Origin of the sequence: Azospirillum baldaniorum (assembly GCF_003119195.2) — a bacterium.
Taxonomy (GTDB): Bacteria; Pseudomonadota; Alphaproteobacteria; order Azospirillales; family Azospirillaceae; genus Azospirillum; species Azospirillum baldaniorum.
Genome location: NZ_CP022255.1, coordinates 39,716 through 65,040 on the forward strand (window position 1 = coordinate 39,716; position 25,325 = coordinate 65,040).

The 25,325-nt window shown below is 65.5% G+C and carries 22 protein-coding genes and 2 pseudogenes; 5 read left to right on the forward strand and 19 right to left on the reverse strand.

The features are described from left to right. Positions 1 to 27: 27 nt before the first annotated feature. Both Sp245p_RS22590 and Sp245p_RS22595 read right to left on the reverse strand, forming a co-directional pair. A complete protein-coding gene (locus Sp245p_RS22590) occupies positions 28 to 1,884 on the reverse strand; it encodes a tetratricopeptide repeat protein (RefSeq protein ID WP_109138910.1) in 1,857 nt (618 codons plus the stop codon). Positions 1,885 to 1,916: 32 nt separating this feature from the next. Next, a complete protein-coding gene (locus Sp245p_RS22595) occupies positions 1,917 to 2,618 on the reverse strand; it encodes a hypothetical protein (RefSeq protein WP_109138911.1) in 702 nt (233 codons plus the stop codon). Between the two features lie 463 nt (positions 2,619 to 3,081). Here Sp245p_RS22595 and Sp245p_RS22600 point away from each other — a divergent pair, with 463 nt between their 5' ends. Then, positions 3,082 to 3,372, forward strand: coding sequence for a DNA-primase RepB domain-containing protein (locus Sp245p_RS22600; RefSeq protein WP_014199328.1), 291 nt, complete (start codon positions 3,082 to 3,084; stop codon positions 3,370 to 3,372). A gap of 251 nt (positions 3,373 to 3,623) precedes the next feature. Here Sp245p_RS22600 and Sp245p_RS22605 read toward each other — a convergent pair whose 3' ends face one another. Both Sp245p_RS22605 and Sp245p_RS22610 read right to left on the reverse strand, forming a co-directional pair. Next, positions 3,624 to 4,292: a hypothetical protein gene (locus Sp245p_RS22605; protein WP_014199327.1), complete on the reverse strand. Its 669-nt coding sequence runs from the start codon at positions 4,290 to 4,292 to the stop codon at positions 3,624 to 3,626. After that, the gene (locus Sp245p_RS22610) at positions 4,289 to 5,689 is read right to left on the reverse strand and encodes a selenium-binding family protein (RefSeq protein WP_041813886.1); all 1,401 of its coding nucleotides are present in this window, start codon (positions 5,687 to 5,689) and stop codon (positions 4,289 to 4,291) included. Before Sp245p_RS22610 ends, Sp245p_RS22605 begins: the two co-directional genes overlap by 4 nt. A 341-nt stretch (positions 5,690 to 6,030) precedes the next feature. Here Sp245p_RS22610 and Sp245p_RS22615 point away from each other — a divergent pair, with 341 nt between their 5' ends. Beyond that, positions 6,031 to 6,423 carry a nuclear transport factor 2 family protein gene (locus Sp245p_RS22615; RefSeq protein WP_014199325.1) on the forward strand — a complete coding sequence of 131 codons (393 nt, stop codon included), beginning with the start codon at positions 6,031 to 6,033 and terminating at the stop codon, positions 6,421 to 6,423. A gap of 163 nt (positions 6,424 to 6,586) precedes the next feature. Then, positions 6,587 to 6,838, forward strand: coding sequence for a hypothetical protein (locus tag Sp245p_RS22620; protein WP_014199324.1), 252 nt, complete (start codon positions 6,587 to 6,589; stop codon positions 6,836 to 6,838). Between the two features lie 18 nt (positions 6,839 to 6,856). On the opposite strand, the gene Sp245p_RS22625 is transcribed toward Sp245p_RS22620, so the two are convergent. Both Sp245p_RS22625 and Sp245p_RS22630 read right to left on the reverse strand, forming a co-directional pair. Then, the gene (locus tag Sp245p_RS22625) at positions 6,857 to 7,201 is read right to left on the reverse strand and encodes a ubiquitination-like system serine protease family protein (RefSeq protein ID WP_063958442.1); all 345 of its coding nucleotides are present in this window, start codon (positions 7,199 to 7,201) and stop codon (positions 6,857 to 6,859) included. A gap of 88 nt (positions 7,202 to 7,289) precedes the next feature. After that, positions 7,290 to 7,712, reverse strand: coding sequence for a cupin domain-containing protein (locus Sp245p_RS22630; protein ID WP_014199322.1), 423 nt, complete (start codon positions 7,710 to 7,712; stop codon positions 7,290 to 7,292). 245 nt (positions 7,713 to 7,957) lie between these two features. On the opposite strand from Sp245p_RS22630, the pseudogene Sp245p_RS22635 reads away from it, so the two are divergent. Continuing rightward, a pseudogene (locus Sp245p_RS22635) lies at positions 7,958 to 8,352 on the forward strand (transposase); the annotation flags it as partial. A gap of 261 nt (positions 8,353 to 8,613) precedes the next feature. Here the strand turns inward: Sp245p_RS22635 and Sp245p_RS35070 are convergent. From Sp245p_RS35070 to Sp245p_RS22690, 13 genes and pseudogenes are all read right to left on the reverse strand, one after another. Continuing rightward, positions 8,614 to 8,754: a hypothetical protein gene (locus Sp245p_RS35070; protein ID WP_014199320.1), complete on the reverse strand. Its 141-nt coding sequence runs from the start codon at positions 8,752 to 8,754 to the stop codon at positions 8,614 to 8,616. A gap of 54 nt (positions 8,755 to 8,808) precedes the next feature. Then, the gene (locus tag Sp245p_RS22640) at positions 8,809 to 9,249 is read right to left on the reverse strand and encodes a DUF983 domain-containing protein (RefSeq protein WP_052584540.1); all 441 of its coding nucleotides are present in this window, start codon (positions 9,247 to 9,249) and stop codon (positions 8,809 to 8,811) included. Positions 9,250 to 9,739: 490 nt separating this feature from the next. Beyond that, positions 9,740 to 10,456 (reverse strand): transposase, encoded by a 717-nt coding sequence (locus Sp245p_RS22645; RefSeq protein ID WP_158310456.1) that lies wholly within the window; start codon positions 10,454 to 10,456, stop codon positions 9,740 to 9,742. A 79-nt stretch (positions 10,457 to 10,535) separates the two neighbouring features. Then, a complete protein-coding gene (locus Sp245p_RS22650) occupies positions 10,536 to 11,108 on the reverse strand; it encodes a hypothetical protein (RefSeq protein ID WP_109138914.1) in 573 nt (190 codons plus the stop codon). A gap of 14 nt (positions 11,109 to 11,122) precedes the next feature. Beyond that, the gene (locus Sp245p_RS22655) at positions 11,123 to 14,218 is read right to left on the reverse strand and encodes an efflux RND transporter permease subunit (RefSeq protein WP_014199314.1); all 3,096 of its coding nucleotides are present in this window, start codon (positions 14,216 to 14,218) and stop codon (positions 11,123 to 11,125) included. After that, positions 14,215 to 15,315: an efflux RND transporter periplasmic adaptor subunit gene (locus Sp245p_RS22660; RefSeq protein ID WP_014199313.1), complete on the reverse strand. Its 1,101-nt coding sequence runs from the start codon at positions 15,313 to 15,315 to the stop codon at positions 14,215 to 14,217. The genes Sp245p_RS22655 and Sp245p_RS22660 overlap by 4 nt, the downstream gene beginning before the upstream one ends. A 49-nt stretch (positions 15,316 to 15,364) precedes the next feature. Beyond that, entirely contained in the window at positions 15,365 to 16,840 is a 1,476-nt protein-coding gene (locus Sp245p_RS22665) for a GntP family permease (RefSeq protein ID WP_014199312.1), read from the reverse strand. Positions 16,841 to 16,866: 26 nt separating this feature from the next. Beyond that, on the reverse strand, positions 16,867 to 18,150 hold the full coding sequence (locus Sp245p_RS22670; RefSeq protein WP_014199311.1) for a patatin-like phospholipase family protein: 1,284 nt from the start codon (positions 18,148 to 18,150) through the stop codon (positions 16,867 to 16,869). 23 nt (positions 18,151 to 18,173) lie between these two features. Next, on the reverse strand, positions 18,174 to 19,676 hold the full coding sequence (locus Sp245p_RS22675) for an alpha/beta hydrolase (RefSeq protein ID WP_063958441.1): 1,503 nt from the start codon (positions 19,674 to 19,676) through the stop codon (positions 18,174 to 18,176). Between the two features lie 700 nt (positions 19,677 to 20,376). After that, the gene (locus Sp245p_RS35075) at positions 20,377 to 20,553 is read right to left on the reverse strand and encodes a hypothetical protein (protein WP_158310455.1); all 177 of its coding nucleotides are present in this window, start codon (positions 20,551 to 20,553) and stop codon (positions 20,377 to 20,379) included. A gap of 26 nt (positions 20,554 to 20,579) precedes the next feature. Further along, positions 20,580 to 20,837 (reverse strand): annotated as a pseudogene (locus tag Sp245p_RS22680) (transposase); the annotation flags it as partial. A gap of 92 nt (positions 20,838 to 20,929) precedes the next feature. Beyond that, positions 20,930 to 23,551: a PAS domain S-box protein gene (locus Sp245p_RS22685; RefSeq protein ID WP_186466852.1), complete on the reverse strand. Its 2,622-nt coding sequence runs from the start codon at positions 23,549 to 23,551 to the stop codon at positions 20,930 to 20,932. Between the two features lie 133 nt (positions 23,552 to 23,684). Continuing rightward, positions 23,685 to 23,882 carry a type II toxin-antitoxin system ParD family antitoxin gene (locus Sp245p_RS22690; protein WP_014199304.1) on the reverse strand — a complete coding sequence of 66 codons (198 nt, stop codon included), beginning with the start codon at positions 23,880 to 23,882 and terminating at the stop codon, positions 23,685 to 23,687. A 916-nt stretch (positions 23,883 to 24,798) separates the two neighbouring features. Here Sp245p_RS22690 and Sp245p_RS22695 point away from each other — a divergent pair. After that, positions 24,799 to 25,308: a DUF1003 domain-containing protein gene (locus tag Sp245p_RS22695; protein ID WP_014199302.1), complete on the forward strand. Its 510-nt coding sequence runs from the start codon at positions 24,799 to 24,801 to the stop codon at positions 25,306 to 25,308. Positions 25,309 to 25,325 lie beyond the last annotated feature (17 nt).

Here is a 25,325-nt window from a genome sequence, read left to right on the forward strand (position 1 = left end):
GCGTCGGCAACCTCCGGCCGCCGCGGCTCAATGCCGCCGCAGCGAGGGGGCCTGGGAGTGGACGCGCCGCGCCGGGCGGGCGGGAAGGCGCGGCCCCGGCGCCTCCGCACCCGCCCGGCGCGCCAGGGCGGCGGCGCGGCGAAGCTCCGCCGCGATGCGCCCCAGCGCCGCGGACAGCGGCTCGCCCGCGCGGGGATGGAAGACCCGCATGGACGGGTACCAGGGACGCACGCCGCTGCCGAGGTGGGTCCAGTCCCGCGCGCCGAAGCGCCAGACCGGCACGCCCAGCGCGCCGGCCAGCTCCGCCACCGAATTTGCCGGCGCGATCACCAGATCCAGGTTGGTGGTCAGCGCCGCCGTTCCCTCGAAATCATTCTTCAGGTCGAGCCGCTCCAACTCATAGATGGGAACGCCGAAGCGCGCTTCCGCCCGCTGAATCTCGGCCTCGCAGTCGTCGTACTGCAGGTTCACGAAGGTCACCCCCGGCGCGCCCAGCACCGGCCCCCACTCGCCGAGCGGCAGATAGGCCCATTGCCGCTCGACGGTCATCAGCTGGCTGCGCCACGCGATGCCGACGCGCAGGTCCCCGCCGATGCCGTCCAGTTGTTGCCGCCGTTCCAGCACCCGCGCCGGGTCGGGAAACAGCCAGGAGGACTGCGGCGGGAAGTCCGCCAGCCCACCGCGCAGGTAACGCGGCAGCGAGCCCGCGGGAATGTGCAGGTCGCAGTCCACCGTCTCCACCAGCGCGCGCCCGCGCAGCGGCTGCTCGGCCCGGACGATGGCCTTGGGGAAGGAACGGGCGAACAGCGGCAGCAGGCGCGGCTCGCATTCGATCACCACCCGTCCGGCCTGCCGGACGGCGTCGGCGTAGCAGGACGCGAACAGGAACTCGTCCCCCACACCCTGCTCCCGCCAGATGAAAAGGCTTTTGCCGGCCAGCGGTTCGCCCCGCCATTCGGGAATGGAGAAACGCCGCTCCCGCCCCGCGCGCCCCGCGGCGAAGCGGCAGGCGTACTGGGCCCACCCGTCGGTCAGCGCGCCGCCCTCCAGATCCGCCAGACCCCGGTTGAAGCGGGCCAGCGGATGGCCGGGGGCTGCCACCATGGCACGGTCGAACCAGCGCAAGGCGCCGGCGGTGCCGCGCCGCTGTTGCACCAGACCCAGCGTGCACAACGGATCGGCCAGAGCGGGCGCCGACACCAGCGCGCGACGGCAGGCCCGCTCCGCCTCCTCGAGGCGCCCTTCGCCGCTCAGCGCGTAGGCCAGCACGCCGTGAAGGGCGGCATGCTGAGGCGCCAGGGCCAGCGCGCGGCGCAGCAGAAGCCCCGCCTCGGCGAAACGATCCTGGTCGCGCCGCGCGCCGCCGAGATTGCCGAGCGCGTCGGCCTGCCGCGGGTCGAGCACCAGCGCCGTCCGCCACGCCGCCGCGGCCTGTGCGGTGGCGCCCAGGTCGCGCAGCGCGTTGCCCAGATTGTTCCAGGTCCCGGCTTGTCCGGAGTCGAGCGCCAGGGCGCGGGTGAAGCGACGCACCGCCGCCCGCGGATTCCCCGCGACCCGCTCCAGCATCGCGAGGTTGGCGAGGGCCGCGCCGTCGGCGGGGGACAGGGCAAGCAGCGTGGCGTAGGCCGTGGCGGCCTCCCGCCAGCGTCCGGAGCGGCGGCTGGCGTCGGCCAGCGCGGCCCAGCCGTCCGCCCAGCCGGGTTGCAGCCGGACGGTGCGCCGGAACCAGCGCATCGCCGCCTCCGGGCGCCCCAGCCGGGCCGCCGCCAGCCCGAGCAGGAAGGTGCCCTCCGCCCGCGCCGGGTCGTAAAGGACCGCCTCCCAAGGCGAGCCGTGCCCGCCGCGCCGGCCTGCTTCCGGCACACTGTCGTGATGATCCGTCATGGCCTTGTGTTTTCTTGGGTTCGGCAGCGCCGTCAGACGAACAGGTTGAAGCTGCCCAGCAGCTTCTCCGAGCCGCTCTGCCCATAGGAAATGGAGGAGAGGCTGGTGATCGCGTCGTTCAGCCCGCTCAGCATCGCCTGCTGGGCAGCGGACATCTGATAGGGGCTGGAACTCTTGTCGGGCTGCTTTGCGACGGTGTCGTAGTCCTGGGTGTAGCCACCCATCTGGAGCTGGATGGCGTAATTCCTGGCCTCCTTTTCCGACTGCCCCTTCTCGCGCGTCACGCGGAGCGAATACTCCCCGCGGTCGAGAGTCAGCTCGCCGGATTGAAGATTTTTGAACGCCTCGTAATCCTTGCCGGAATCGGGATTGCTGTCGGCGATCACCGTGCCGAGCCTGGTCATCAGCTGGACCCGCAGCCCGTCGTCGCCGACCTGTCCCAGCGTCGCCTCGCCCTGGGTGGTCACGCGGAAACGGTAGAAGTCCACCTTGTCGTTGGCCGCCAGATTGCTGACGACGTTCAGGCGGGTGACGTTCTTCGCCAGAATGCCGATGTCCGTCGCCTGACCCTGCAGGTTGGACGAGGTTTTGTTGACCTGCTTTTGGAACTCCTGGACATTCGTCGCGGCCGCGGCTTCCTGTTCCTTCTGCGTTTGGATCGCGGAGATGGCGTTGTTGATGGAGTCGGTCAGACCCGACACCATGGAGTTGACACCGGCCAGCGCGTCCGACATGCCCCTGTCCCCGTTTGTCCGAAAAATGTTCCCGGCGTTGATACGGAGCGCCCCGCCGCGCTCCTGCGCGGCGCCGGGGCGATTTTCGCCGCCGGCCGCAAAAAAACGTCGGGGCAAAAAAACGTCGGGGCAAAAAATCAGCGTAAGCGGCCAGGAGATCCGTCCGGGCCGCGGATCACCGGCAGCATGGCCCGCAGGAGCCGCCTGAACGGCCACCCGGGCGGCTTCGGGGCTCATCGCGATGGGGCTGGTGCAGTTGCGCGTGGCGCCGCCGCACAAGTTGCAGATGGTGGCCGCCTTCCCGGGACACATCGAGCCGTCGCTGACGGCAGAGGCTTTGGCGGACGATTGGTGATGGGGACGGGCAGGGCGCTTGGGAGCGAAGAGAGCGCCGCCCCTTTTGCGTCCGCGCGCTCCTGTCGCTGGCCAGGGCCCGCGCGCCGTGCACTGGCAGCACGGAGGCATGGTCGTCGGAACGAAGAGACAGCTCTTCGGCGGGCCGCCGGTCAAGTTGCATGCCAACGACGGCGGAGCCGCCCCGGCCAGCCGGATGCTTCTGGAACGGGCTGCGGATGTCGTGGAGGGGATCGAGGACAGCCGGAGCATGGCCTACGAAGGCGCTGTGGACCCCATCGGCGGACTGGCCGGTCTTGTGGGCCGCAGCGGCCCGCTCGCCGAGGAGCAGGACGTGCATTTGGATGGAACCATAAACTGTTACGAGAGCACCTATGAACCGCACTCGGCGGAATCATAAAATGGTCCGCTGCAACCGCTCACCACCAGGACCAGCTGGGCGCGCTGGAAAGGTGTCCTCGGCGACACGCTGCGCTTCCACTCCGATCAGGCGCAGGACTCCGAGGTCGCCATCGGCGTCGCGGCCCTTAACCGCATGCTCGACCTCGGACGCCTTGAATCCATTCGCGTCGCCTGAGCGCCAACGGGAATGGGGCGATCACTTGCTCCGCTCACCTCGCTGCAACACGCCGTTGGTCGTGCCAAAGCCAGTCACCTCAGGAAGAGGAGGCCAATCCCGGTGCCGATCAAAGCGCCTGCCCACACCAGATCGAAATTCACCCAGCCACGGCGCAGGATACCGAGCCCGACGGTCTCGAAGACCACCAGCCCAACGATCGCGATTACCACCAGCATGGCCGCCATATGCACCAGGACGACAGCCAGCCCGGCGGCAGCTGACCCGAGTGCGGCAATCGTGCCCGTCATCTCGGCTCCCGGTCCACACAGCGACAGCGCCATCAGCTGGGCCGGCGCTAGCATGCCCAGCAGCAGGGGCAGGATCATCAGCCCGGCCCCGTGCGCCGATGCCATCAGGAACGACCACAGCGTCAGCCCGGCAAAACCGGTGCGCATGCCGACCCGCACCCGATGGCGGTGGCCACGCACCAGCCGATAGCCACCGAAGCCGATCAGCACCGCCACGGTGGCCGGCTTCAGGAGATCCGGCGCGGTGACCAGTTGGACCATCGTGAAGCTGATCACCACCACCAGCACGGATAGCGCATGACCCAGCGCGATGGGGGGCAGCGCCTTGACCACCGCCCCGCGGCGGCCTTCCTGAAGTCCGAAAGCCACGGCGAAGAGCCACCCCATGGCCGGGTTGACCCCGTGGAAGGCGCCGAGGCCGATCAGCGCCAGCCACTGCCACGCATCGCTCATGGATAGCAGTACGAGTCCGAAGACGCGTCGCCGCCTTCCAGCCGGATCTGGTGTCCGCGGAAACCGTCGTCGAACCGCAGGAAGAACCGCTCGTCGATGCTCAGGCCTCCCTCCGGGGAAGCGTCGAGCTTGACCATCCAGCTCTTGATGCCCTCGGGATAGAACTGCTCATCCCAGCTCCGGTACAGCGAGTTGGTGAAGTAGACCCGTTTGCCGTCACGGCTGACCTCGACCATCTGCGGGCCGCCGTTGAGGTCGCCTTCCGCACTCGGGTGTCGGCTGCGTCCGACGATCCCGCCCAACCGGACCGAGCCGGTCAGTTTGGGTCGGAAGGGGTCAGAGACGTCGTAGCGTTGCATCTCTCCGGTGCCCCAGCACGACACGTACAGCCAACGGTCGTCCAGCGACAGGTCGATGTCGGTGACCAGCGGCGGCACCGCCTTGAAGCCTTTGAGAATGGGCGGCAGTTGATCCGGATCGGCCGGCTCAGCCGGGATGTCGATGACCTTCCGCATCGCCCACTGCCCGCCGTCGCGATGCCACAGCCAGATCGACGAGGAGAGATCCTTCAGATTGACCACAGCGTTCATGAAGCCATGCGCCTTTGTCGGATCGTGCGCCGGGCGCAACTCCAGTGCCAGCTGGTACTCCGGCCCCAAATCAATGGTCTGCCGGTGCCGGCGGCGGTGCAGGTCCCAGAAGTGGACCCGGCGACCATACTTCGCACCCAGCAGAAGTTCCGGGTTGAGGCCGTCCTCGATCATGTCGGGCGTACCCCATTCGCTGGTGATCATCGTATCCTGGCCGAGATGCCACCAGACGTCGTAAGAGAGGAACTGCGGGCCGCGGTCGATTTCCCACTGGCCGAGCACGTCGAACGTCTCATGGTCGATAAGGAACACACCGCCCGGCCCACCGCCGTTGCCTCCGCCGTTGCCGAGCGCGCTGACATAGATGCCCTCAGGACCGCAATGCAGCGTGTGGGGACGAGAATAGTTGGCGCGGGCGGCCAGTTGCTCCGGCTCAATCACCTTGACGATCTTTGGATGGGCCGGGTCTGCCTTGGTGTCCACGATGTGAATGCGCGAGGACCGCAGGCCCGGTACGATGAGGTAGCGGCGCTCGACGTGCGGATGAGGCGCGTAAGGGCACAAAGCGGAACTGCAGGCGTTCCAGCCGAAATGATGCAACTCGTCACCGGCATTTGGCATGTCGAGGCGGCTGATGATCCGGCCGTAACCCGACGAGCCGGGATCGACGTCAACGACACCGAGCGCATCCGGGCGGGAGATGGTGTCCGTGTTCAACATCGCCACATAGGCCAGCCGCTCCGGGGGAGCTTGCATCGCCATACGTGGAGACGGATAAAAGCTGGGATCGGGGATCCAAGTGGCCATGGAAGAACCTCTCAAGTCGCCGCGCGCCGAACAAGGAAGGTATCGCAACACTGAGGTTGGCGATGCGAAGGAAAGGGTCTTGTCGGTTCTTCCATAAGTGGGTTTTCCCACCCCTATTTTGGTCCATAGTAATTGGGATAAACGCTTGGCGATGAGGTGGTGCCGGAATTCCGGCGCGTCTTATGCGCCATCCACATCCTTTGGCCCGACACCGATGGCCTGATCTGCGGCCTCCGTGAACGCGAGGGCGGCCTTTCATACCCATCCGCGCTGCGGACTTGCCGCATCCAGAGGCGTATTTTGGGCACCTCCGCACCTTAACTTTTCCATAGAGGGGTGCCATGACCACGTCGGCAGCCATAACCTTCGATTTCGGTGACCTGAAACGAGCCATCGAACATAGCGATGCTGACACGCTGGTTCAGTTTTATGCCGATGATGCCGAGATGATCATCGTCGATCGCAACCGTCCGCCCAGCGCGCCGATGACGCTGTCAGGCAAAGAGGAAATCACGGCATTCTGGCGCGATGTCTGCTCCAGGAACATGACGCATCGTGTCGGTCGAGAGGTGGTTGGGGCGGACCGCGCCGCCTTTGTTGAAGAGTGCGCCTACCCTGACGGGTGCCATGTGATGTCGGCTATGACCCTCGACCTGCGAGATGGCCGGATCGCCACGCACCTCACTGTCCAAGCATGGGATGAGGTCAGCGGCGCGACTGGTCCGGCAACGTAGCGTGGCATTGCCGACTTGAGCAACAGACACGTGACGTACCGCCTGGGTTAAGGATCGAAGCGCAGGACGCGGGTGCCCGCGTCGCGGGTCGGTGGAGTGAACGATTGGCAGGATGGTACGCCAGGCGCATCCTGACCGGATGCACCGGTCGATGGAGCCCGGCATGCCCAAGCCCCAGTACCGCAGCAGGGTCATGGTCCAGGGGTACCTGACACGGGAGTCGATCCTGTTCCTGCTGGCGGCTGATCCTGGCACCGGGGAAGCCCACACGCAGAGCGCCGGCACCCCCTGCGCGGCACCGGAGTGGCTCGTGGTGGAGTGCCACGACCGCCGCCTGATCACGCCCGGCAATGGGCCGGGCCGGTGGCGCCTCAGCCGTGATGGCTGGGATGCCTGGAACGCGCCGCTGGATTGAGGTCGGAACGCGGGGCGGTCAGTCCAGCTTGTCCGCTGGAATGTGCGGCAGGTCCACCGTCTGGCCGGCGAGCGTGTGCGAGCTGTCACCGCTGAACTCGATTCGGCCCGAGCGGATGAAGTAGTGACAGACACCGCAGGCGACCGGGGGCTTCCAGCCGATGCGCGTCTCAAAGGTGCACCAGCAGTCCTTTCCCTCCTGACCGGTGCAGCAGTGATCGACAGCAATCCGGATGGACGGACTGAAGGTCGGCGCCGCGGCGTTCCCGTCCCAGATCCACCGGGCACCGTTCCGGAACGGGGTGTCCATGGCGATCTGGTGCATGGCGCTGCAACCAGGGCACCAGTGTTCGTGCAGGGTCAATTCGCTTTGCCGAAAATCGGAATCCGGAGATGAGCGGGTGCGGCGTTTGCGTTTGACCGCCGCACCACCACTTTCTTAAACGCAGACCTCACTTCGGCTTAAGCACAAGGTTGTTCACACCAGCGGGCACTTCATCGATCACCAGGATTTTCGCTGGGACCGAGCTTGTATTGCCCCCGGTGTGCCACACATCGATGGCTTCAATGATGAAGCTGCCCTCGGGGTAGGTCCGCGACTGCTTGCCCTCCTCCGTAACCGTGAACGTCCCTTCCAGAATGTATAGGCTACGAGGATACGGGTGTTTGTGCATCGGCGTTTCGGATCCGGGTGCGAATTCACCGACTCCGGCGACGATTTCAACCTTGCCGGTTGGAAATTGAAGCTCCTGGCCGGTCACCGTCTTGTCAGCCCGAAACACCTCGTTCAGTTTGAACTTCCCTTGTTGAGCGGATACCGCCAGGGAAGCGATGCAGGCGAAGGCGGTCAAGGCATACACGGCTTTTGCGCGCATTGCACCCTCCCTTCGTGAGGCCATTATATTACCGCTTGCGGCGTTCATGCGCAATGTTGTTGCCATCTCCTGGATGGACAGCTCCTTTGTGGCTGACCTGAGACTGGAAAGTAGCTCTAGGAATGGGCAGAGTTCGTCATCGAGGGGAGACGGACAGATGAGACGCAGTCGGACGCCTCGAAAAACTGTAGCGCGGCCTTCGTCCCGGTGATTCCCTTGGTCTGAGGGCGAGGAAGGACGGGATCATGTCCGGTCAAGCTGGGCTGTTCGATCTTCAGGACCCAACGCGGAGCCGAACAAGAGCGGCGATCCGCTGGAGCGTCTGTCGTCGGTGGTGGACTTTGAGATTTTCCGTCCGACGCTGGACGCGGTGATGATGTTCAAGATCCTGGTGCTGCAAGCGCTGTACGGCCTGTCGGACGAGCAGGCGGAGTATCAGGTGCGCGACCGGCTGTCGTTCATGCGGTTCCTTGGGCTGGGTCTGAGCGACCGGGTCTCGGACCGCAAGACGATCTGGCTGTTCCATGAGGCGCTTGTGACGGCGGGAGCGATGGAAGGGCCGCTCACCAGCTTCGGCACAGACCTGAAGGAGCGCGGCTACGTCGCGTTGGGCGGGCAGATCGTCGACGCCTCCATCGTGGATGGCGCCCCGGCAGCGGCTGTTCATCCGCACCATCGGCCTCGCCAACCTCGCCTACAACTTTTGACGCCTGATCTGGCTTGAGGGACGAACTGCGCCCGTACAGCACAAAAAACCGCCGCATATTTCCGCCTTTTCAGCCAAAACCGAGAGGTCAGCCCCTGAAAGACGCTGCCTTTCCACCCGCGCGGCCCGTCATCGGCATAAGCCCGCTCTCAGGGGCGGCTTATCGAGGTGTTCAAGGGCGTGTTTGGCGGGCGCTTACGGTTCGCTGGCTTCGTCATTCTTCTTTGCTTGAGCCTTCTTCGCTTGATCGTGATGCCACTTGATGGCGAAGAACATGCCCGTGCCTAACACGAGGATCTTGAACGGAAAGAAGACCAAAGGGAACCAATCATACATTTTGAATGTCTCCAAGCTATGACACTATCTATCGTCAGGGGAGTCTGACGGCAGTCAGGTCGAGTGCGAGTTATTGTCTGCAGGCGGGGTCACCGGCGGCTGAATTGACGCGGCTGTACCGAAACGGGCCTTCCCGGCCTTGTAGAAGCACTGGCTGGCCGCAAGCCAACCCTTCAACGGCCGCAAGGGCGGAATACAGGTCAGCAACAGGAGCGGCAGGGTCGTGACCAGGTGCGCCCAGTAAGGGCGCCCAAACCTTGCCTCGATCCAGAGCGCCAGGATGACCGTGGGAATGCAGACAAAGCCGATGACGAAGAAGGCGGGGCCGTCAGCCGGATCGGCGTGGGAGTAGTCCAGACCACAGACTTCGCAGTGGAAGCGCAGCTTCAGGAGGTCGCTGAACAGATGACCTTGGCCGCAGCGTGGGCAGCGACCACTCCGGTTCGGATGACATCGCGTGTTCCTTCGGGAGGCAATGGCGAGCAATGCCTGCATGCAATGCGTGATCGTATGCTCCATTGAGGCCTGCATTGTCAACTTGAATGCATCCAATGTGCCGTCTGAATTCATACAACCCTGGAAGTCATGACAGGGGCCTCGGCCGGAAAGTTGGCCGCTTGCCACAATGCCTCGTGCAGACCTTGGCGATCCTTCGGAGCGCCGACCGCGACACGGACAACCTCCGGCGGCGTTGATGCGGCAAAGGCATCGCTTACGACGATACCAATTCCCGTCCCACGCAGGCGTATGGTGAGTTCACCGCGCACTCACTCGCCCGGCAGCCGTAGCCATAGGTGAAGTGCGCAAGGGCTGGCCACGACGTCCGGTTTCGCCGCTCAGCGAGGGGACGATAACGCGCAGCCGAGGTTGAGTTCATGCGGCATTCTCATATCCCGGACAATTTGTTCGACTTTGCGTATTATGGGATCGCCGTCTCGGCCAGGAGGCGGTTCACAAGTGCAGCAGTTGTACGGGTTGGCGGGGATTACGGCGCGTAGCAGGCAACGTCGACGAGCCGTCCGCGTGGAGCAGGGTCAGCGCGGCGAACTCGCCATCCATGACGGCGACCAGAAGCCGATCGGGCAGCCGGCGGTGCAGGCGCAGCAGGATGGCCTGGGCCCAGGCTGTGGTCGGCGAACGGAACCTCGACCAGCAGCATGGCGCTCATCCAGCGCAGCCCATGGCTGGTAACGGTCTGTTCCGTCGAAGAACGGACAGAGTCAAAGCAATGACCGGCTGGATGAACATGGGCTCGACGGCGCCGTTCCAGGGTGTGATCGACACCGATGACGACCGGGCCGTCCTGGACGAAGGCGTGGTCCAGGGCGTTCAGCAGGGTGCGTGCCAACTTCAGCCCCGACCATCGGTTGCGGCGGAGCACGCGGTGAAGGGCGGCGAAGCCGGGCTCGCCGGCCAGACCGAGGGTGTGCAGCAGATTGGTGACGGTGCGCGGAACGCCCGCCAGCACCGTACCGACCGTGAGCGACGCCACCGTGGAGCGGGTACGCCCCGAGAAGTCGTCCAGGTAGGGCCAGAGCCACGCGACAAAACGTTGCGGAAGGGCGAGGGTGGAGTGTGCAATGGGGCACCTGCGGGCGGTGTTCGACCTTGCTCGGGCGCTTGCCTTCATCGCTGAGGAGCCAGCCGTCTGGATCCGCGCGTGAAGGACCGCCGTCCTGAAATGCGCAAAGTCGAAGCGCACTTTCGTGCAGTGATCCCCATCAGGGCACATCGGACCAGAACGGTGTCGCGGCATGACACGAACCGGAAGCAAGCATGCTTCAGCCGCAATTCTGTCCGGCAAACGGAGACCAGCTTACAACGACGTCGGCAGACGAAAGGCGAAGCAACAGGTGCTGGCGACGGCGCTTTCCCGGCGGCAGCAACTCGTAAAGAAAGGTCTCGATGGGCTTCCAGACCGAAACCCACCCAAGGATGACGAAACTTTCTTGTAAAATCCGGGTCATTGGGCGGGGCGGCAGATTATTGGAGATATGCCAAGCAAGGAAAAGACAGATAGACAGCATCACGAAGCCGATCAAGGCGGCTTGGCGCCATGTTCGGATCGCCTCGCGAATCCTTTTCGACTCGCCAGCAGCACAGGCGGCGAAGTGTTCGGTCAGCGCGGCGGCAACATCGACTGGCGGAGACCGCGTCATTTCCTTGGCCGGAAGATGGATGACGATGCGTACTGGTTGATTCTTGGGCTGTGCCTCCACGCGTTTGAGGAAATACTCCTCGGCACCCGCTGTCAGGCGGCCTTCACGGAACGGCGATGGATCGACGTTGTCGAACAGTTGCGATAGGTGGCTGAGCCTTATGTCGATGGCATCGCTCTTCTCATCCACCTGCATTGTCATCCCCGCGTTCAAGACCGACCATCCCTGGACGGCCGGATCGCCGAGAGCGGAACCGGATCCGGCCTGCGCACCGTCTCACGGCTGCCGAACCACGCCACGTAGAGTGTCGGGAGGAAAACGAGCGTCAGCAGCGATGCGACGAGAAGGCCGCCCATGATCGCGAAAGCCATCGCACCCCAGAACACGGTGAAGGCGATGGGGATGAGGCCGAGCACCGTGGAGGCGGCGGTCAGAATGATCGGGCGGAACCGGGATGCACAGGCTTCGACCACGGCGTCCGTGATGCCGCGTCCGGCGGCCCGCTCCGCCTCGATCTGCTCGATCAGGATCACCGCGTTCTTCGCGATCATGCCGACGAGCGCGAGGACCCCCAGTATGGCGACGAAGCCGAGCGGCTGAGCGGACGCCAGCAGCGCCAGAACGACGCCGATCAGGCCGAGCGGCACCACGCTCAGCACCATCGCCAAGCGCTGAAAGCTGCGAAGCTGGACCATCAGCACGGTCAGCACCAGGAGAAGCATCAACGGGATGACGGCGAAGACCGACGCGCGGCTTTTGGCGCTTTCCTCCGCGATTCCACCGACCTCGATGCGGTACTCCGGCGGCAGGGTGGCCGACAGGTCGGCGATGCGGGGCGCCAGGGCGTCGATGGCGGATTCCGGTGGGGTGCCGGGCGCCACGTCCGCTTGCAGCGTCAGGGTCGGCTGCCGGCCGCGACGCCAGACGAGCGGAAGATCCTGGGCGTAGCCGAAGGACGCCAGCTGGTTCAGCGGAACGCTCCGCCCGTTGGGCAAGGACACCGGCAGGCTGCGCAGCGTTTCCACCGACAGGGTCTGCCCGCGGGCGTCCCGCGCCAGAACGTCGATCAGATAGATCCCGTCGCGGATCGGCGTGACGACGCTTCCCGAGACGGCGGCGTTCAGCATGGTGGCGACGGCGGCCGAACTCAGGCCCAGGCGCCGCGCTTCGTCCTGGTCGATCCGCACCCGCAATTTGCGGGCGGTTTCCATCCAGTCGAAGGTGATCCGTCGCGTCTCGGGAAAGGTCGCGACGACCTGCGCGAGCTTCAGCGCGATCTCGCGCACCTCGCTCGGGTCCGGCCCGACGACGCGGTACTGCAGCGGCCATCCGACGGGCGGCCCGAGTTCCAGCGGGTACACGCGCGCGACGGCGTCCGGGAACTCCTCGGCCAGCAGGGTTTCCAGGCGGGATTGCAGCCGTTCGCGTGCCGCGATGTCCGTGGTCACCACCACCGTCTGGCCGATGAAGGGGTTGGCGAGCTGGACGTTCAGCGGCAGGTAGAAGCGGATCGCGCCGCGCCCGGCATAGCTGCTCCAGCGCGCGACCCCCGGTTCCTTGGCCAGCAGCGCGTCGAACCGCTCGACCGCCTCGCGCGTGGCGTGGATCGAAGCGTTCTGCGGCATGCGGAGATCGACCAGAAGCTCGACCCGGTCCGACGGTGGGAAGAACTGCCGCGGAACGAGGCCCAGCGCCAGGATCGCCGCGACGAACAGGCCGAGCGTTGTCGCGATCGTTACCCCGCGGAACCGGATCGCCGCGCTCAGAACACGGCGGTACAGCCGCAGCACGGCGCCGGGCTCTCCGCCCCGACCCGGCTTGGGCGGCCGCAGCAGCATCATGCCCAGGACGGGCGCGAAGACGGTCGCGACGAGCCACGACGCGATCAGGGCGATGCCCACGACGGCGAAGATGGAGAAGGTGTATTCACCGGCGGAACTCTGCGCGAATCCGATTGGCACGAAGCCCGCGATGGTCACCAGCGTGCCGGACAGCATCGCGACGGCCAGGGCCTTGTAGGGATACACGGCGGCGGCCTCCATCCGGTCGCCGGCGGCGAGCCGTCGGGTCATCGCGTCGATGGTGGTCATGGCGTCGTCCACCAGCAGGGCGAGCGCGATGATCAGCGCGCCCAGCGAGATGCGCTGGAGGTCGATGCGGAGCAGATCCATCACGGCGAAGACGATGGCCAGCGTCAAGGGAATCGTGATCGCGACGATGGCGCCCGCGCGCAGGCCGAGCGCGACGAAGCTGATGATCAGCACGATGACGACGGCCTGCCACAGCGACGTGATGAAGTCGGAGATCGCCTCGTCCACCGTGCGCGCCTGATCGGCCACCAGATGCGCCTCGATCCCCATCGGCAGGCCGGCGCCGATGCGCGCCATCGCCGCCGAGACGTTCCGGCCGAGGGCGAGGATGTCGCCGCCCGGACGCATCGCGATGGCGAGCCCGATCGCCGGCTCACCGTTCACCCGGAACAGCGGCTGGGGCGGATCGGCCAGAGCGCGGCGCACCTCGGCCAGATCGCGCAGGCGGAGCATGCGCCCCCCGGCCACGAAATTGACGTCGAGGATGTCCTGCTCCGACGCGAAGGCGCCCGAGACCTGCAGGGACAGCGCCTCCTTGCCGGTGCGCAGCACGCCGGCCGGGCGCACCGCGTTCTGCGCCCGCAGCGCGGCGATCAGGGCGCCGGGCTCGACCCCCAGCCCCGCCAGCGTCTCCAGTGAGAAATCCACGTAGACGCGCTCGTCCTGCTCGCCCAGAAGCTCGATCTTCGAGACATCCGGGACGAGCAGCAGGCGCGAACGGACGTCTTCGACGGTGTCGCGCAGTTCGCGGTGCGTGAATCCGTCGGCGGTGAAGCCGTAGATGATGCCGAAGGTGTCCCCGAAATCGTCGTTGAAGCCGGGGCCGAGGACGCCCTGCGGAAGGGTGTGGCGCATGTCGCCGACCCTCTTGCGCACCTCGTACCAAGTGTCGCTCACCGCGCGGCCCTGGGTGCTGCCGACCAGATCGACGAAGATCACGGTCGTGCCGGGAACCGTGTAGCTGCGCAACGTGTCGAGGTTCGGCACCTCCTGCAGCGTCCGTTCGATCCGCTCGGTCACCTGCTGGAGCGTTTCGTCCAGGGTGGCGCCCGGCCACTGCGCCTGCACCACCATGGTGCGGATGGTGAAGGCCGGGTCCTCCGCCCGGCCGAGCTTCAGGAACGCGGCGGTTCCAGCCAGGACGACCCCGATCATCAGGAAGAGGACCACGGAACGGTTCCGGATCGCCCAGGCGGAAAGATTGAAGCCGCTCATGGCCCGGCTCCGAGCATGCGGACCTTCTGCCCCGGCCGCAACGCCTGGACGCCCGCGGTGACCACGACCTCGTCGGCTTCGAGGCCGCGCGCGACGATGACCCGGGCAAGGTCGTAGCGCTCGAGGTCGATGTTGCGCAACGCGACGGTGCTTGTCGCCGGATCGACGATCCAGACCGCCGGCTGCCGGTTCGCCTGCGTCAGCGCCGTTGCGGGAATCTCGAAACCGCCCACGCCACTGGTCTGGATCGACCCGTTGACCGTCGAGCCGAGGCGCATCGCGTCGGGCGGGTTTTGGAGGCCGACCCGTACCGTGAAGGTGCGGGTCACCGGATCGGCCTGCGGTGCCACCTCGCGCACGCGCCCAATGGTCTGCGCCGCGGGATCGGAGGTCAGTGCCACGGTGACGACCGTGTTGGCGGGGGCGATCCGGAACACCGGTGCCGGAACGTCGAAAACGGCGTCCCGCCCGTCCCGGCGGGCCAGATGCACGATCATGCGACCGGCCGCCACCACCTCCCCAGGTTCGGCGCCGCGGGCGGTGACCGTGCCGGCGCCATCGGCCACCAGCTCCGTATAGCCCAGATGATCCTGCGCGGTGTCGAACTGCGCCTGCGCCGAATCGACCTGCGCCGCTGCGGCCTTCAGCGCCTGCGCCGCGGTGTCGTAGCGGGCGCGGGTCGTCCAGCCCTGGCCCAGGAGGGTTTCCTGCCGTTCGTAGTCGTTGCGCGCCAGCGTCTGCTGTCCCATGGCGGCGCTCAGGTTCGCCTGCGCCGTTCTCAGGGCGTTGCGGGCGGGTTCGGGATCCAGGCGCGCGATGGGCTGCCCCGCTTCGACCTGATCGCCGACATTCACCAGGCGCTCGATCATCCGCCCGTCGATGCGGAACGCGAGGCTGACCTCGTCCTGCGCCTGGATCTGGCCGGGCAACGACAGGGTTTCGCCGCCCTCGTGCTTGGTGACCGTCACCACCCGCACGGGGCGGACCGGGTCCGAGGCGGGTTCCTCGCTGGAACCGCATGCCGCGAGCGGGATCAACGGTGCGACGACGAGCAGAGCCCATCGGCAGCGTGTGCGTTCGGCTCGTTTGTGGTTCACGGATTCCCCCATTTTTGCAGCGTCCGGCGATCCCGACCTGAAATCCGCCCTAGAATCCGAAGCGTTTGAGCAGGCTGGCCAGAACGATCAGGACGACCAGAGCGAGCATCGGTATGGCGGCGGCGACGACGAAGACGTCGCCATAGGAGTCGCGATGGCTGAGCCTGCAGACGGTGAGCAGCGTGATGACGGCGCCGTTGTGCGGCAGCGCGTCGAGCGCACCCGAGGCGACCGCCGTCACCCGGTGCATCACGTCGAGCGAAAAGCCGGACGTGTGCGCCATGTCCACGAAGGCCGGGCCGAGCGTGTCGAGCGCGATGCTCATGCCGCCGGACGCCGAGCCGGTCATGGCGGACAGAACCGCCACGGACGCTGCGACCGACACCAGGGGGTTGCCGCCGCCGATGGCAAGAACGGCCTGGCTGATCGTCCCGAAGACCGGAAGGGCGGCGATCACCGCGCCGAAGCCGACAAGGCTCGCCGTGCTGAAGATCGGCAGGACCGAAGCGTCGGCCCCCCTGTCCAGGCTCGTGCCCAGATCGTCCAGGCGGTTCCGGTTGCCGGCGATCAGAAGAAGGATGGCGAGGAACAGCGCCACGATGACCGCCCATACGCCGCGCACGGCCTCGATGGTCGTGGCGCCGAACCGCGGCTCGGCGAGGAAGGCGGTGTCCAACCGGGGGGCGACGACCTGGACGAACAGGAAGTTGCTGGCGATGACCACGACGATCGGCAGCACCGCCAGCGCGGCTGGAGGCAAGGCCTCCGTGTCGGCGCGTTTTTGTCGGGCGGGTTCGGCGGAGAGTTCGGCGATGTCGAACCCCTCGCACTGCGCGCGTTCGCGCGTCGCCCGGTCCAGCACCGGGGTGCTGTCGGCATGATTGCCGTAACCCTCGCCGGAGGCTTTCGCGACGGCGGCCCTGCGGTCCAGCCAGAGGACACCCAAAACGAACATCACGAGCCCGGCAACGATCCCGAGGCCCGGAGCGGCGAAGGCCGTGGTGCCGAGGAAGGGCATCGGGATCGCATTCTGGATCGCCGGCGTTCCCGGCAGGGCCGACATGGTGAAGGTGAAGGCGCCCAGCGCCAGGGCGCCCGGGATCAGCCGCTTCGGGATGTCGGCGTCGCGGAACAGGGCGGCGGCCACGGGGTAGATCGCGAAGGCGACGACGAAAGCCGAAACGCCGCCATAGGTCAGGACGGCGCAGCACAGCACCACCGAAACGACCGCGCGGTCCGGTCCCAGCCGGGCGCTGACCAGCCGGGCGAGGGACCGCGCCGACCCGGTGTCGTCCATCAGCTTGCCGAAGATCGCCCCAAGCATGAACAGGGGAAAGAAGGAGATGATAAAGGAACCGGTGTTGGTCATGAAGATCTGGGTGTAGGCGCCGAGGATCGGCAGGCCGCCGGTCAGCAGGGCCGCGAGCAGAGCGGCCGCCGGAGCCGCGATCAGCAGGGTCACGCCGCGATAGGCCAGAAAGACGAGCAGCGCGAGCGCGACGAGCACGAAGACGAGATCGATCATGTCGGTGGCTCCGTGAGCGGGCCTGCTTAACGGGCTCCATGCGAAGGCGGTTGGGACGGCTCGGGGTAGCGCGCGTCATAGGGATAGCGGGGAAAGTCCTTGCCGAGCCTCCGCCAGTCCGCCAGCCACCCTTCGGTGACGGTTCGCCCTTCCTCGCGAAGCGTTGCGAAATAGTCCGGGCAGCGGTTGAACTTCGAGGTGTGCTTGAGGCCCCAGGCGGTGTCGCGGGTCATCTTGATGGTCCGGACCGCGACGATCTTGTGGTTCTCCAGCGGCGGACGCCCGTTTCCATGCCGCTCGATCCATTGGTTGATCGTCATGATGGCGTCCAGCTCCTGATTGAGCGACAGGTTGCCGGCCAGATCGTTCTCCCGGTCCCGGATGTCCTCGAGGCCGATGTTCGGGGAGGCGGGATGGAACTCCTGAGGGTTGATGCGCACGATCCAGACCTCGTCCGGCTTCTCGTCCTTCACCCGGGCGTCGAGAAGGTCGCGGACCGGCGGGTTGCGCGAATACAGACCATCCCAGTAATACCCGTTGCGGGTGACGGTCCGGCCCGGCACGCAGGTCGGGAACACCATGCCGGGGATGACCTGTGCGGGCAGGACCTCCGGAAGCGTACCCGACGCCGCCACGCCTTCCAGCGAGATCGCCCGGCGCATGCGCCAGCGGGTGATGTCGTACTGGTTGATCTCCCGGCCGTCCGGCCGCAGGCCCATCTGTTCGAGGGTCTTGTTGGAATCGAACACCTCGAAGTTGCCGCTGAGCACCTCGATGGTGCCGGCGAGAATCCGGATGTCGGCGTCGGCCACCCGCGGCCAATCGATCGCGTCGAAATGCGGACACAGGTCCTTCAGCAACTCCGGAAATCCAAGATACTGCCGGCGGGCCCCCAGCATGTTGAGGCCGGCCAGCCCAAGTTGACCGACGGCGGAGTAGGGGTTGGACGCCGGCAACGCCAGACCCTGCGACTTCCACCCCAGAAGGGCGGCGACCAGATGGTTGTGTGCGGTCTCGGCCGGGGTGGTCGCGGCGAAGGTCGTCCACAGGGAATCCAGGCGCTCGATCGCCTTGCCGATGGTGCCGCACGCCGTGTCGGCGGTGTTCGGGGCGAGGCCGTACCAAACCGCCAGCGCACACAGCGCACCCGCCGACGTGCCGCTGATCGCGACGATGTCGAAGGTGTCGCCGTCCCGCGGGGTCTCGTCCCAGCGCTGCTTCGTCGTCAGGATGGTTTTCAGGACGCCCCAAGTGAACGCGGCGTGCGTTCCTCCGCCCTGGCAAGCGATCGCGACCTTCTTGGTGGCCATGTCTTCACCGCCTTCCAGGGTGTTCAGGGGGACCGGTCGTTGGGCAGCGGGTGTCCGGACGCTTCCCCGGACGCTTCATGCGCCAGGGTTTCCTCGATCCGCCCCAGCAGATAGGGGAAGAAGGGGTTGGACGACATGCGGAGCAGGGCATCCATGCTGACGACCAGCGCTCCACGCTCTCCCCGGGCGGCCACCGCGCCCAGATGGATGCCGAAATCCTCGTTGGGATCGGGGTGCAGGCCGTAAAGGGAATCGGTCGTCGGAAACGGAAGGGCGACGTGCGAGAGCGAATAGACGTCGAAGGGATAGACCAAGCCCAATTCCTGCACCTGTTCCGTCTCCGTGCCCGCCTCCATCGTGCGCGCGACCACGTCGGGGCGCTCCGCATCGGCGTTGGTGATGATCGCGGTCCTGAACCGGCGGGGCGGATCGGGCAGGATGCGCGCCAGCATGGTGTCGGACGACGAACTCAGGAGCGGGCCGAACTTGGTGTTGCGGTTCACGTCGAACAGCACGAGCTCGCTGCCGTTGGCGGGCAGGTGGGCGTACAATCCGGACAGGATCGCGCGCGTGCTGACGGTGAAATCCATCACCGACTGGAAGGTGAGGATCGGAGGCAGCCCATCCAGTTGGCCACGGCCCGCAAGGTTCGCGATTCTGCTTTGAAGAGCCGAGGTCAGCAGATACGACTGCCGCGCGCCATTGACCGGAAACGAGTTGTACTTGAAGGGGTTGAATTCCGGCACCACGCCGAGCCAGGCGGCTTTCGCGAACGCGGGGAAGATCGCGGGCAAGCCGGCCAGCCCGGCGAAGCGCGCGAATGCGGTGATTCCGATCATGGGCGAGATCAGAACGATGCGGTCGGGGCGCTTCAGCCGGGCATCGTCGAGGGCGTCGAGCGCATACATCATCGCAAGCGCGCCGCCGTTCGAAAACCCGACCACGTGAAACGGTTGGTCCGGAGCGATCCGCCGCTGTGCCTCCTGCGCCGCCAGCCGGGTGGCCGCCAACCAATCCTCCCATTCGATGTCCGTCAGACCCGCGGGAACCGTGCCGTGTCCAGGCAACCGGATGGCGATGGCGACGAAGCCGTACGCTTGATAAAGGCGGGCGATGTGACGAAGGCTGTAAGGTGAGTCGGTCAAACCGTGAAGGAACAGCACCGCTCCTTTGACCGGACCGTCGGGCTCGAGCACATAGGAGCGGTTCCAGTCCCGTGAGAACTGCCCAGGGTAGATCGGGCTTCCATCGAAATACCGGTTGACCGGGATGCGCTCCCCTGGGGGCAGTTTCTGGGTGACTTCCGCCCGCACGCTGTCGAAGATGGCAGCCTCCGTCTTCATGTATTCGGCCCAGCCGCTGCTCTCCAGATCCTTCCTGTGCAGTTCCTGCGGCACGAAGGTGTGCCAAATCTCGAGTGGCAGGCCACGTTGCGAGTCATAGGCGCGCACAAGAACAAGGACGACAGCACTCACCGTGAGCAGCGTGATCATTCTTTTTGCGAGTTTGCGTGCCCACAGTCTCATGAAAATATGACTTTCGATTTCAGAGGGTTCGCTTAGGCACCGCAAATTAGGGCAACCGGTTCGAACGCGCCCGGAACCATGGGAAACGAAGCGAGGCCGAACACGACCATGGTGATGGCCGTCACGAGAGACTCCTGTACACCGCTAGGAGTCTCGTTCATTGCAAGCGTTCGCATGGGAATACTAACGTAATAATCGTGCCGCAACGCGACTGGAGATACCCATATTATGCAAATGGCATTGTTGATGAAAGACTTCCATGCTGATTAATCCAGGCTTTCATTATGGGTTATGATGCTACACTCAATTTATGGCGGCGATTACGGCAAAATGCTTAGTAAGAACTAAAATGCTGCCTGTTTAATGATGTTCAATGTGTGAGTAATTGAACTCTGAACAAATCGGTGGCGTCTGCCGGAGTCGGGGCGGAGAATGCGGGCTCGGGCCTGTCCAACATGATGCGCAACCTGTAGGCTGCTTTCGCGCAGCGTGTGAGGCGGGCTGGTTCCGATGTCGCCTTACGCAATGCCAAGCACTCCCAGATGAACACCTCGATAAACCGTCCTTGAACGCCAGTTGAGCCCAATGAAGGGATCGCACCGGTGAGAAGACGGCGCTCCTTTGGGTCTGTACGGCCGATTTTGGCTGAAAAGGCGGAAACATGCGGCGGTTTTTGTGCTGTACGGGCGCAGTTCGCCCCTCAAGCCAGATCAGGCGTTGGGGTTGAGCAAACCCGGCAACTGTGCGCCGTCATGCCGCGCCGCGCCGCGCCGCGCCGCGCCGCGCCGGTGACGGTGAAGCACCGGATCAGGCGGAACTGGCGGTCGATGGAGATGTGCGACGTGTAGCCGAAGGCCGGGATCAGCAGTCCCTCCACCAGGCGCGTCTCGGACCCGCCGAGCGGTCCGGAACCCGGTCGCCCAACCCCAGCCCGAGGAACCGCATGAACGACAGCCGGTCGCGCACCTGATACTCGACCTGTGCGTCCGACAGACCGTACAGCGCCTGCAGCACCAGGATTTTGAACATCATCACCGCGTCCAGCGTCGGACGGAAAACCTCGAAGTCCACCATCGACAACAGCCGTTCCAGCGGATCGCCACTCTTGCTCAGGTCCGCGTAGCGATCCTGCAGATCCAACAGCCCAGGTTGCCCGGCCATGCTCCCACCACATCCCACATCAGCTCACTCCGCGCCCCTCGACAAACTTTGCAACAAACCGGCCCGAACCGGCCCGATCACAAAAAACGTTCTTATCGCCCCTGTAGCCCTTCCTCGAGCAATGCCTCCAGTCTGGCGGGATCAATTGGCTTGTGCAGCATGCGAATGCCGGTCCGCCCGGCCTCGGCCAGCCGTTCAGCCGAGGTATCGCCGGTCACCAGAACCGTGACCGGGGTGCCGCGTCGGCGGGCTTCGCTGATGATGACCACGCCGGTCTCTCCCGCACCCAGGGAGTGATCGGCGATCAGGATGTCCGGAGGAGCCTCAAACTCCTTCAGCATGGTCCGGGCCTGTGCCAGCGTGCGGGCCGTGTGCACGGACACGCCCCAACTCCCCAGTGTGACCTCCAACGCTTTCAGCACCATTGGCTCATCGTCCACCACCAGGGCCGTCCGGCCCCGCAACGTCCCGCAGAGCGCCTCCCTCCCAGCGGCTGGCACCTGCGCTTCGTCATCCGCGAGCGGAAGCGTCAGGCTGAAGGTGGACCCTTTACCGGGTTCGGAGCGGACCGTCACCCGGGTCGCCAGCAGATCGGCGACCCGCTGCACGGTGGCGAGGCCGATGCCGAAACCGCGCGCATGCTCACGGGTCGCGTTTCCGATCTGGTAATAGGGATCGAAGATGCGCTCCATCTCCTCCGGGGCGATGCCCCGCCCGGTGTCGGTCACGTCGATCGCCAGCCGGTCCTTCTCAACCCGCGTCTCCACCGTGACGCCGCCCTGTTCGGTGTATTTGACGGCGTTGGAAATCAGATTGCGCAGCACCAATTCCACCAGCAGCGGGTCGGACCGGACCGATCTGGCAGCCGGCGGCATGTGCAACCGCAGCTTCGCCTCCCGCGCCGGTCCCTGGAACTCGCCGTAGAGGCGCTTCAGCAACTCGTCGAGGTCGAAGACCCGCTCCTGCGCCGCGAGCAGGCCGGCGTCGAGCCGCGCCACCTCCAGCAGCCCGCTCAGCATGCCCGTCAGGCTGGTCATGCTGTCCGACAGGGACTTCAGGAGTTCGCGCGCCTTCGGGTCGAGCGGCTGCCGCCGCAGAAGCTCAAGAAACAGGTTGGCCGCCTGCACCGGCTGGCGCAGATCATGGCTGACCGAAGCGAGGAAGTTCGACTTCTCCCGGCTCGCCGCCTCGGCCGTGTCGCGTGCCTGCTGCAGCAGGGCTTCCGCGTGCTTGTGGTCGTGGATATCGGTCGAGGTGCCGAACCAGCGGGTGATCGCACCGCTGTGTGGGTCGCGGTAAGGCAGGCCCCGGACCAGGAACCAACGGTACTCCCCCGTCTTCGAACGGAGACGATGCTCGACGAGGTAGAGGCTGCCCGCCCGCTGCGCCTCTTCAAAGCGTTCAGCCGTCAGCGCCGCATCGTCCGGATGGATGAAGTCGGCGATGACGTCCGATACCGTGGTTGGTGACGTCCGAGGGTCGTAAGCGATGCCCGTATAGTCGGTCCATTGGTGGTTGAAGAATTCCACCCGTCCCCCGGCGTCGGTGATCCAGACGATCTGCGGCATGGCGTCCGCCATCAGACGAAACCGCGCCTCGCTCTCGCGCAGGGCCGCTTCGGTCTCCCGCCGGACGGTCAGATCGGCCGTGACCGCCAGGAAACGGCGCTCGTCCCCGTTGCTGCCGGGCACGATCGTGATGCCGCTGTTCGCCCAAACGTCCGTCCCGTCGGGCCGCCGGTAGCGCTTGTCGAGCGCCACGGTCTCACCCGTCCGCAAGGCCTGTTCAATGGCCATGCGGCTCGCCGCGAGATCATCGGGGTGGGTGACGTCGGCGACGGACAAGCCCACGACCTCCTCCCGCGGACGTCCCAGGATTCGGCAGAGTTCGTCGTTCGCGCGGAGAAAGCGGCCATCCGGCGTGAGTTCCGACAGGCCGACCGCCGCGCGGGCGAAGAGGGCGGACAGCCGCGCCTCGCTGCGCCGCAGGGCCTCGTCGGTGCTCCGGCGGGAGGTGATGTTGCTGGCGGTCCCAAACCACTCGCAGACCTCGCCATCCGCATCCAGGATCGGCACCGCCCGCGAATGCGTCCATCCCAGTGATCCGTCGGCCTGCCGGACCCGATGCTCCAGATCGAAGGCGCTCTTGGTCCGGATGGCTTCCCGTACGGCGTCGAGAAGCTGCGGCTGATCGTCGGGATGGATGTACTCCTCGAGCCACGCCTTGTTGCCGTCGGTCGTGTCGGTGAGGAAGCCGTGCCCGTCAAGCTGCCGCAGTTCCGTCCAGTCGATGTTCATGCGGTAGATGGCGTAGGAGGAGGCCTCCACCAGGGCGCGGTAGCGGCTCTCGCTGTCGCGCAAGGCAAGTTCGGTCCGCTTGCGGCTGGTCACCTCATGCACCGTCACCAGAACACCCGCGATAGCCCCGGCATCGTTGCGGACCGGACTGTAGGTGAGGTCGAACCAGGTTTCCTCCGCGACGCCGTTGCGCTCGAGGATCAGCTTCTGGTCGTCGAACCCGCGGGACTCACCGCGGAGCACGGCCTCGTAGATCGGCCCGTTGAAGTCCCAAACCTCGGGCCAACACTCGCGGGTGGGTTGGCCGAGGGCGCGGGGATGTTTGCCGGCGGTGATTTCGGCGTAGCAATCGTTGTAGATCTGGATGAGGTCGGGTCCCCAGAGAACAATCATGCCAAGCGGGGAGGCGAGAATCAAGTCGACGACAACCCGCAAGGACAGCGGCCAGTCCGCCTTCGGTCCGAGGGACGTCGCAGCCCAATCATGGGCTCGGATCAACGCTCCCATGGTCCCGCCCCCACTGGGCCAATCCAACTCCGAACCGATGCCGTCAGGAATCATGGCCGCCGCTTGGGGCAGGGGGCTGGGCAAGCGACGACGGTGGCAGCGCAACACGCTCCTGAAGCAGGCGCAACCCGTCGCGCACCACCTCGCTGGCCGTCTGGTAGCGGCCGGACGCCACCAGAGTCTGGACGAAGCGGTCGAGTTCCGGGGTGAGGGAGATGCTCTGGCTGATGCGCCTGGACATGTGACCATCGCAACGGAAGGGAAGCGGTGCCACAGAGTACGACACCGAGTTAGAGCCCGGAAGTCGACCGAAGGGCATGATGCCTCCGGTCATAGATTTCGAACGGGGGGAGGAGCGGCGGCAGTGCAAAAGACAACTCGGTGGGCACGCCTGGGCAGCCGGCTGGGCTGGATCGGGCTTGAATCAAAGACATTGAACGGTAAGCATTGAGCGGCAATGAAACAGCTCTAAAGCGCCGGATACTGATTTTTGATCGATGATCCGGCTGTGCCCCACCTGTGAAGGTGGCATGAATGGCACCGCCGCCTTGTCGGTTATCTGGCTGCCGGGAAAAGGTTGGCCCATCAGGCCGCCATGGGCGCGGCAACGCTGCACATGCGGGATTTTGCTGAAGGCACCCCAAGGAACCAGGCGGGCCTGCGGCGGCGCAAAATATCGTGCCGCCGGAGTGACGAGAAGTGCCCTGCCTGCTGTTGACGCCGGAAAAGGAGGCAGAGGTTTGGATGTGGAGGCGGTCGCTCGTGAGAAAAAGGGGCAGCCTCCCCAATGTGGTGGTGAGCAAGTTCCGGTTCACCGATTGGACAGCCGGGCTGCAAGCCATTGCCGCGGTCCGCCGGTCGGCGGTGCCGGTCACCGGCAACCTACCGCTGCACAATCCCTTTTCCCGGAGGATCTGAAACTGCCCCAGGCCAAAGCCTCCATTACGCCCAGCAGCCGGGAGCGACATCGAAAGCGCCATTGAGTACAGCCTGAGGGTCGACCGCAATCCCAGTCCTGGAAGAGGAACGGGGCGACGACAACTCACTTAAGCAAGGTAGACGCCATGAACGCACAGCCGTCCCAACATGGCAGAGATCGCGCGGAGAAGTCCGCAAGCCCACCAACCTACCCACCACCATCCCCCGGATTGAGTGCCGTGCTCGAACGGAACATTGATGCGCTGCACCAGCGCAGGGAACGGGAGGAGGTCGAGGCGACCGCCGAGGAGCGGATTGCCGACGCGATCACCCGCTTCACCGGCAGCATGACGTTCGTTTATCTGCATTTGGCATTCTTTGGTTTTTGGATCGTCGCCAACCTGGGGTGGGTGCCCGGCGTTCCGCGCTGGGATCCCTCCTTCGTCGTTCTGGCGATGATTGCGTCCGTGGAGGCCATCTTTCTGTCCACCTTCGTGCTCATCAGCCAGAATCGGATGTCCGAGGTCGCCAGCAAGCGGGCTGATCTCGATCTGCAAATCAGCCTGTTGGCGGAGCACGAAATCACCAAACTGACGGCCCTGGTGTCGTCCATGGCCGATCACATGGGGGTGAAGACGGACGTTGACTCCGATCTGGACATCATCAAGCAGGATGTCGCCCCTGAAGCGGTGCTCGACCAGATCGAGGCCAAGAAGTCTCCGAAGAAGCCCACGGACCGGGAGCGGTGATGGGCTGTTTGCGCCGC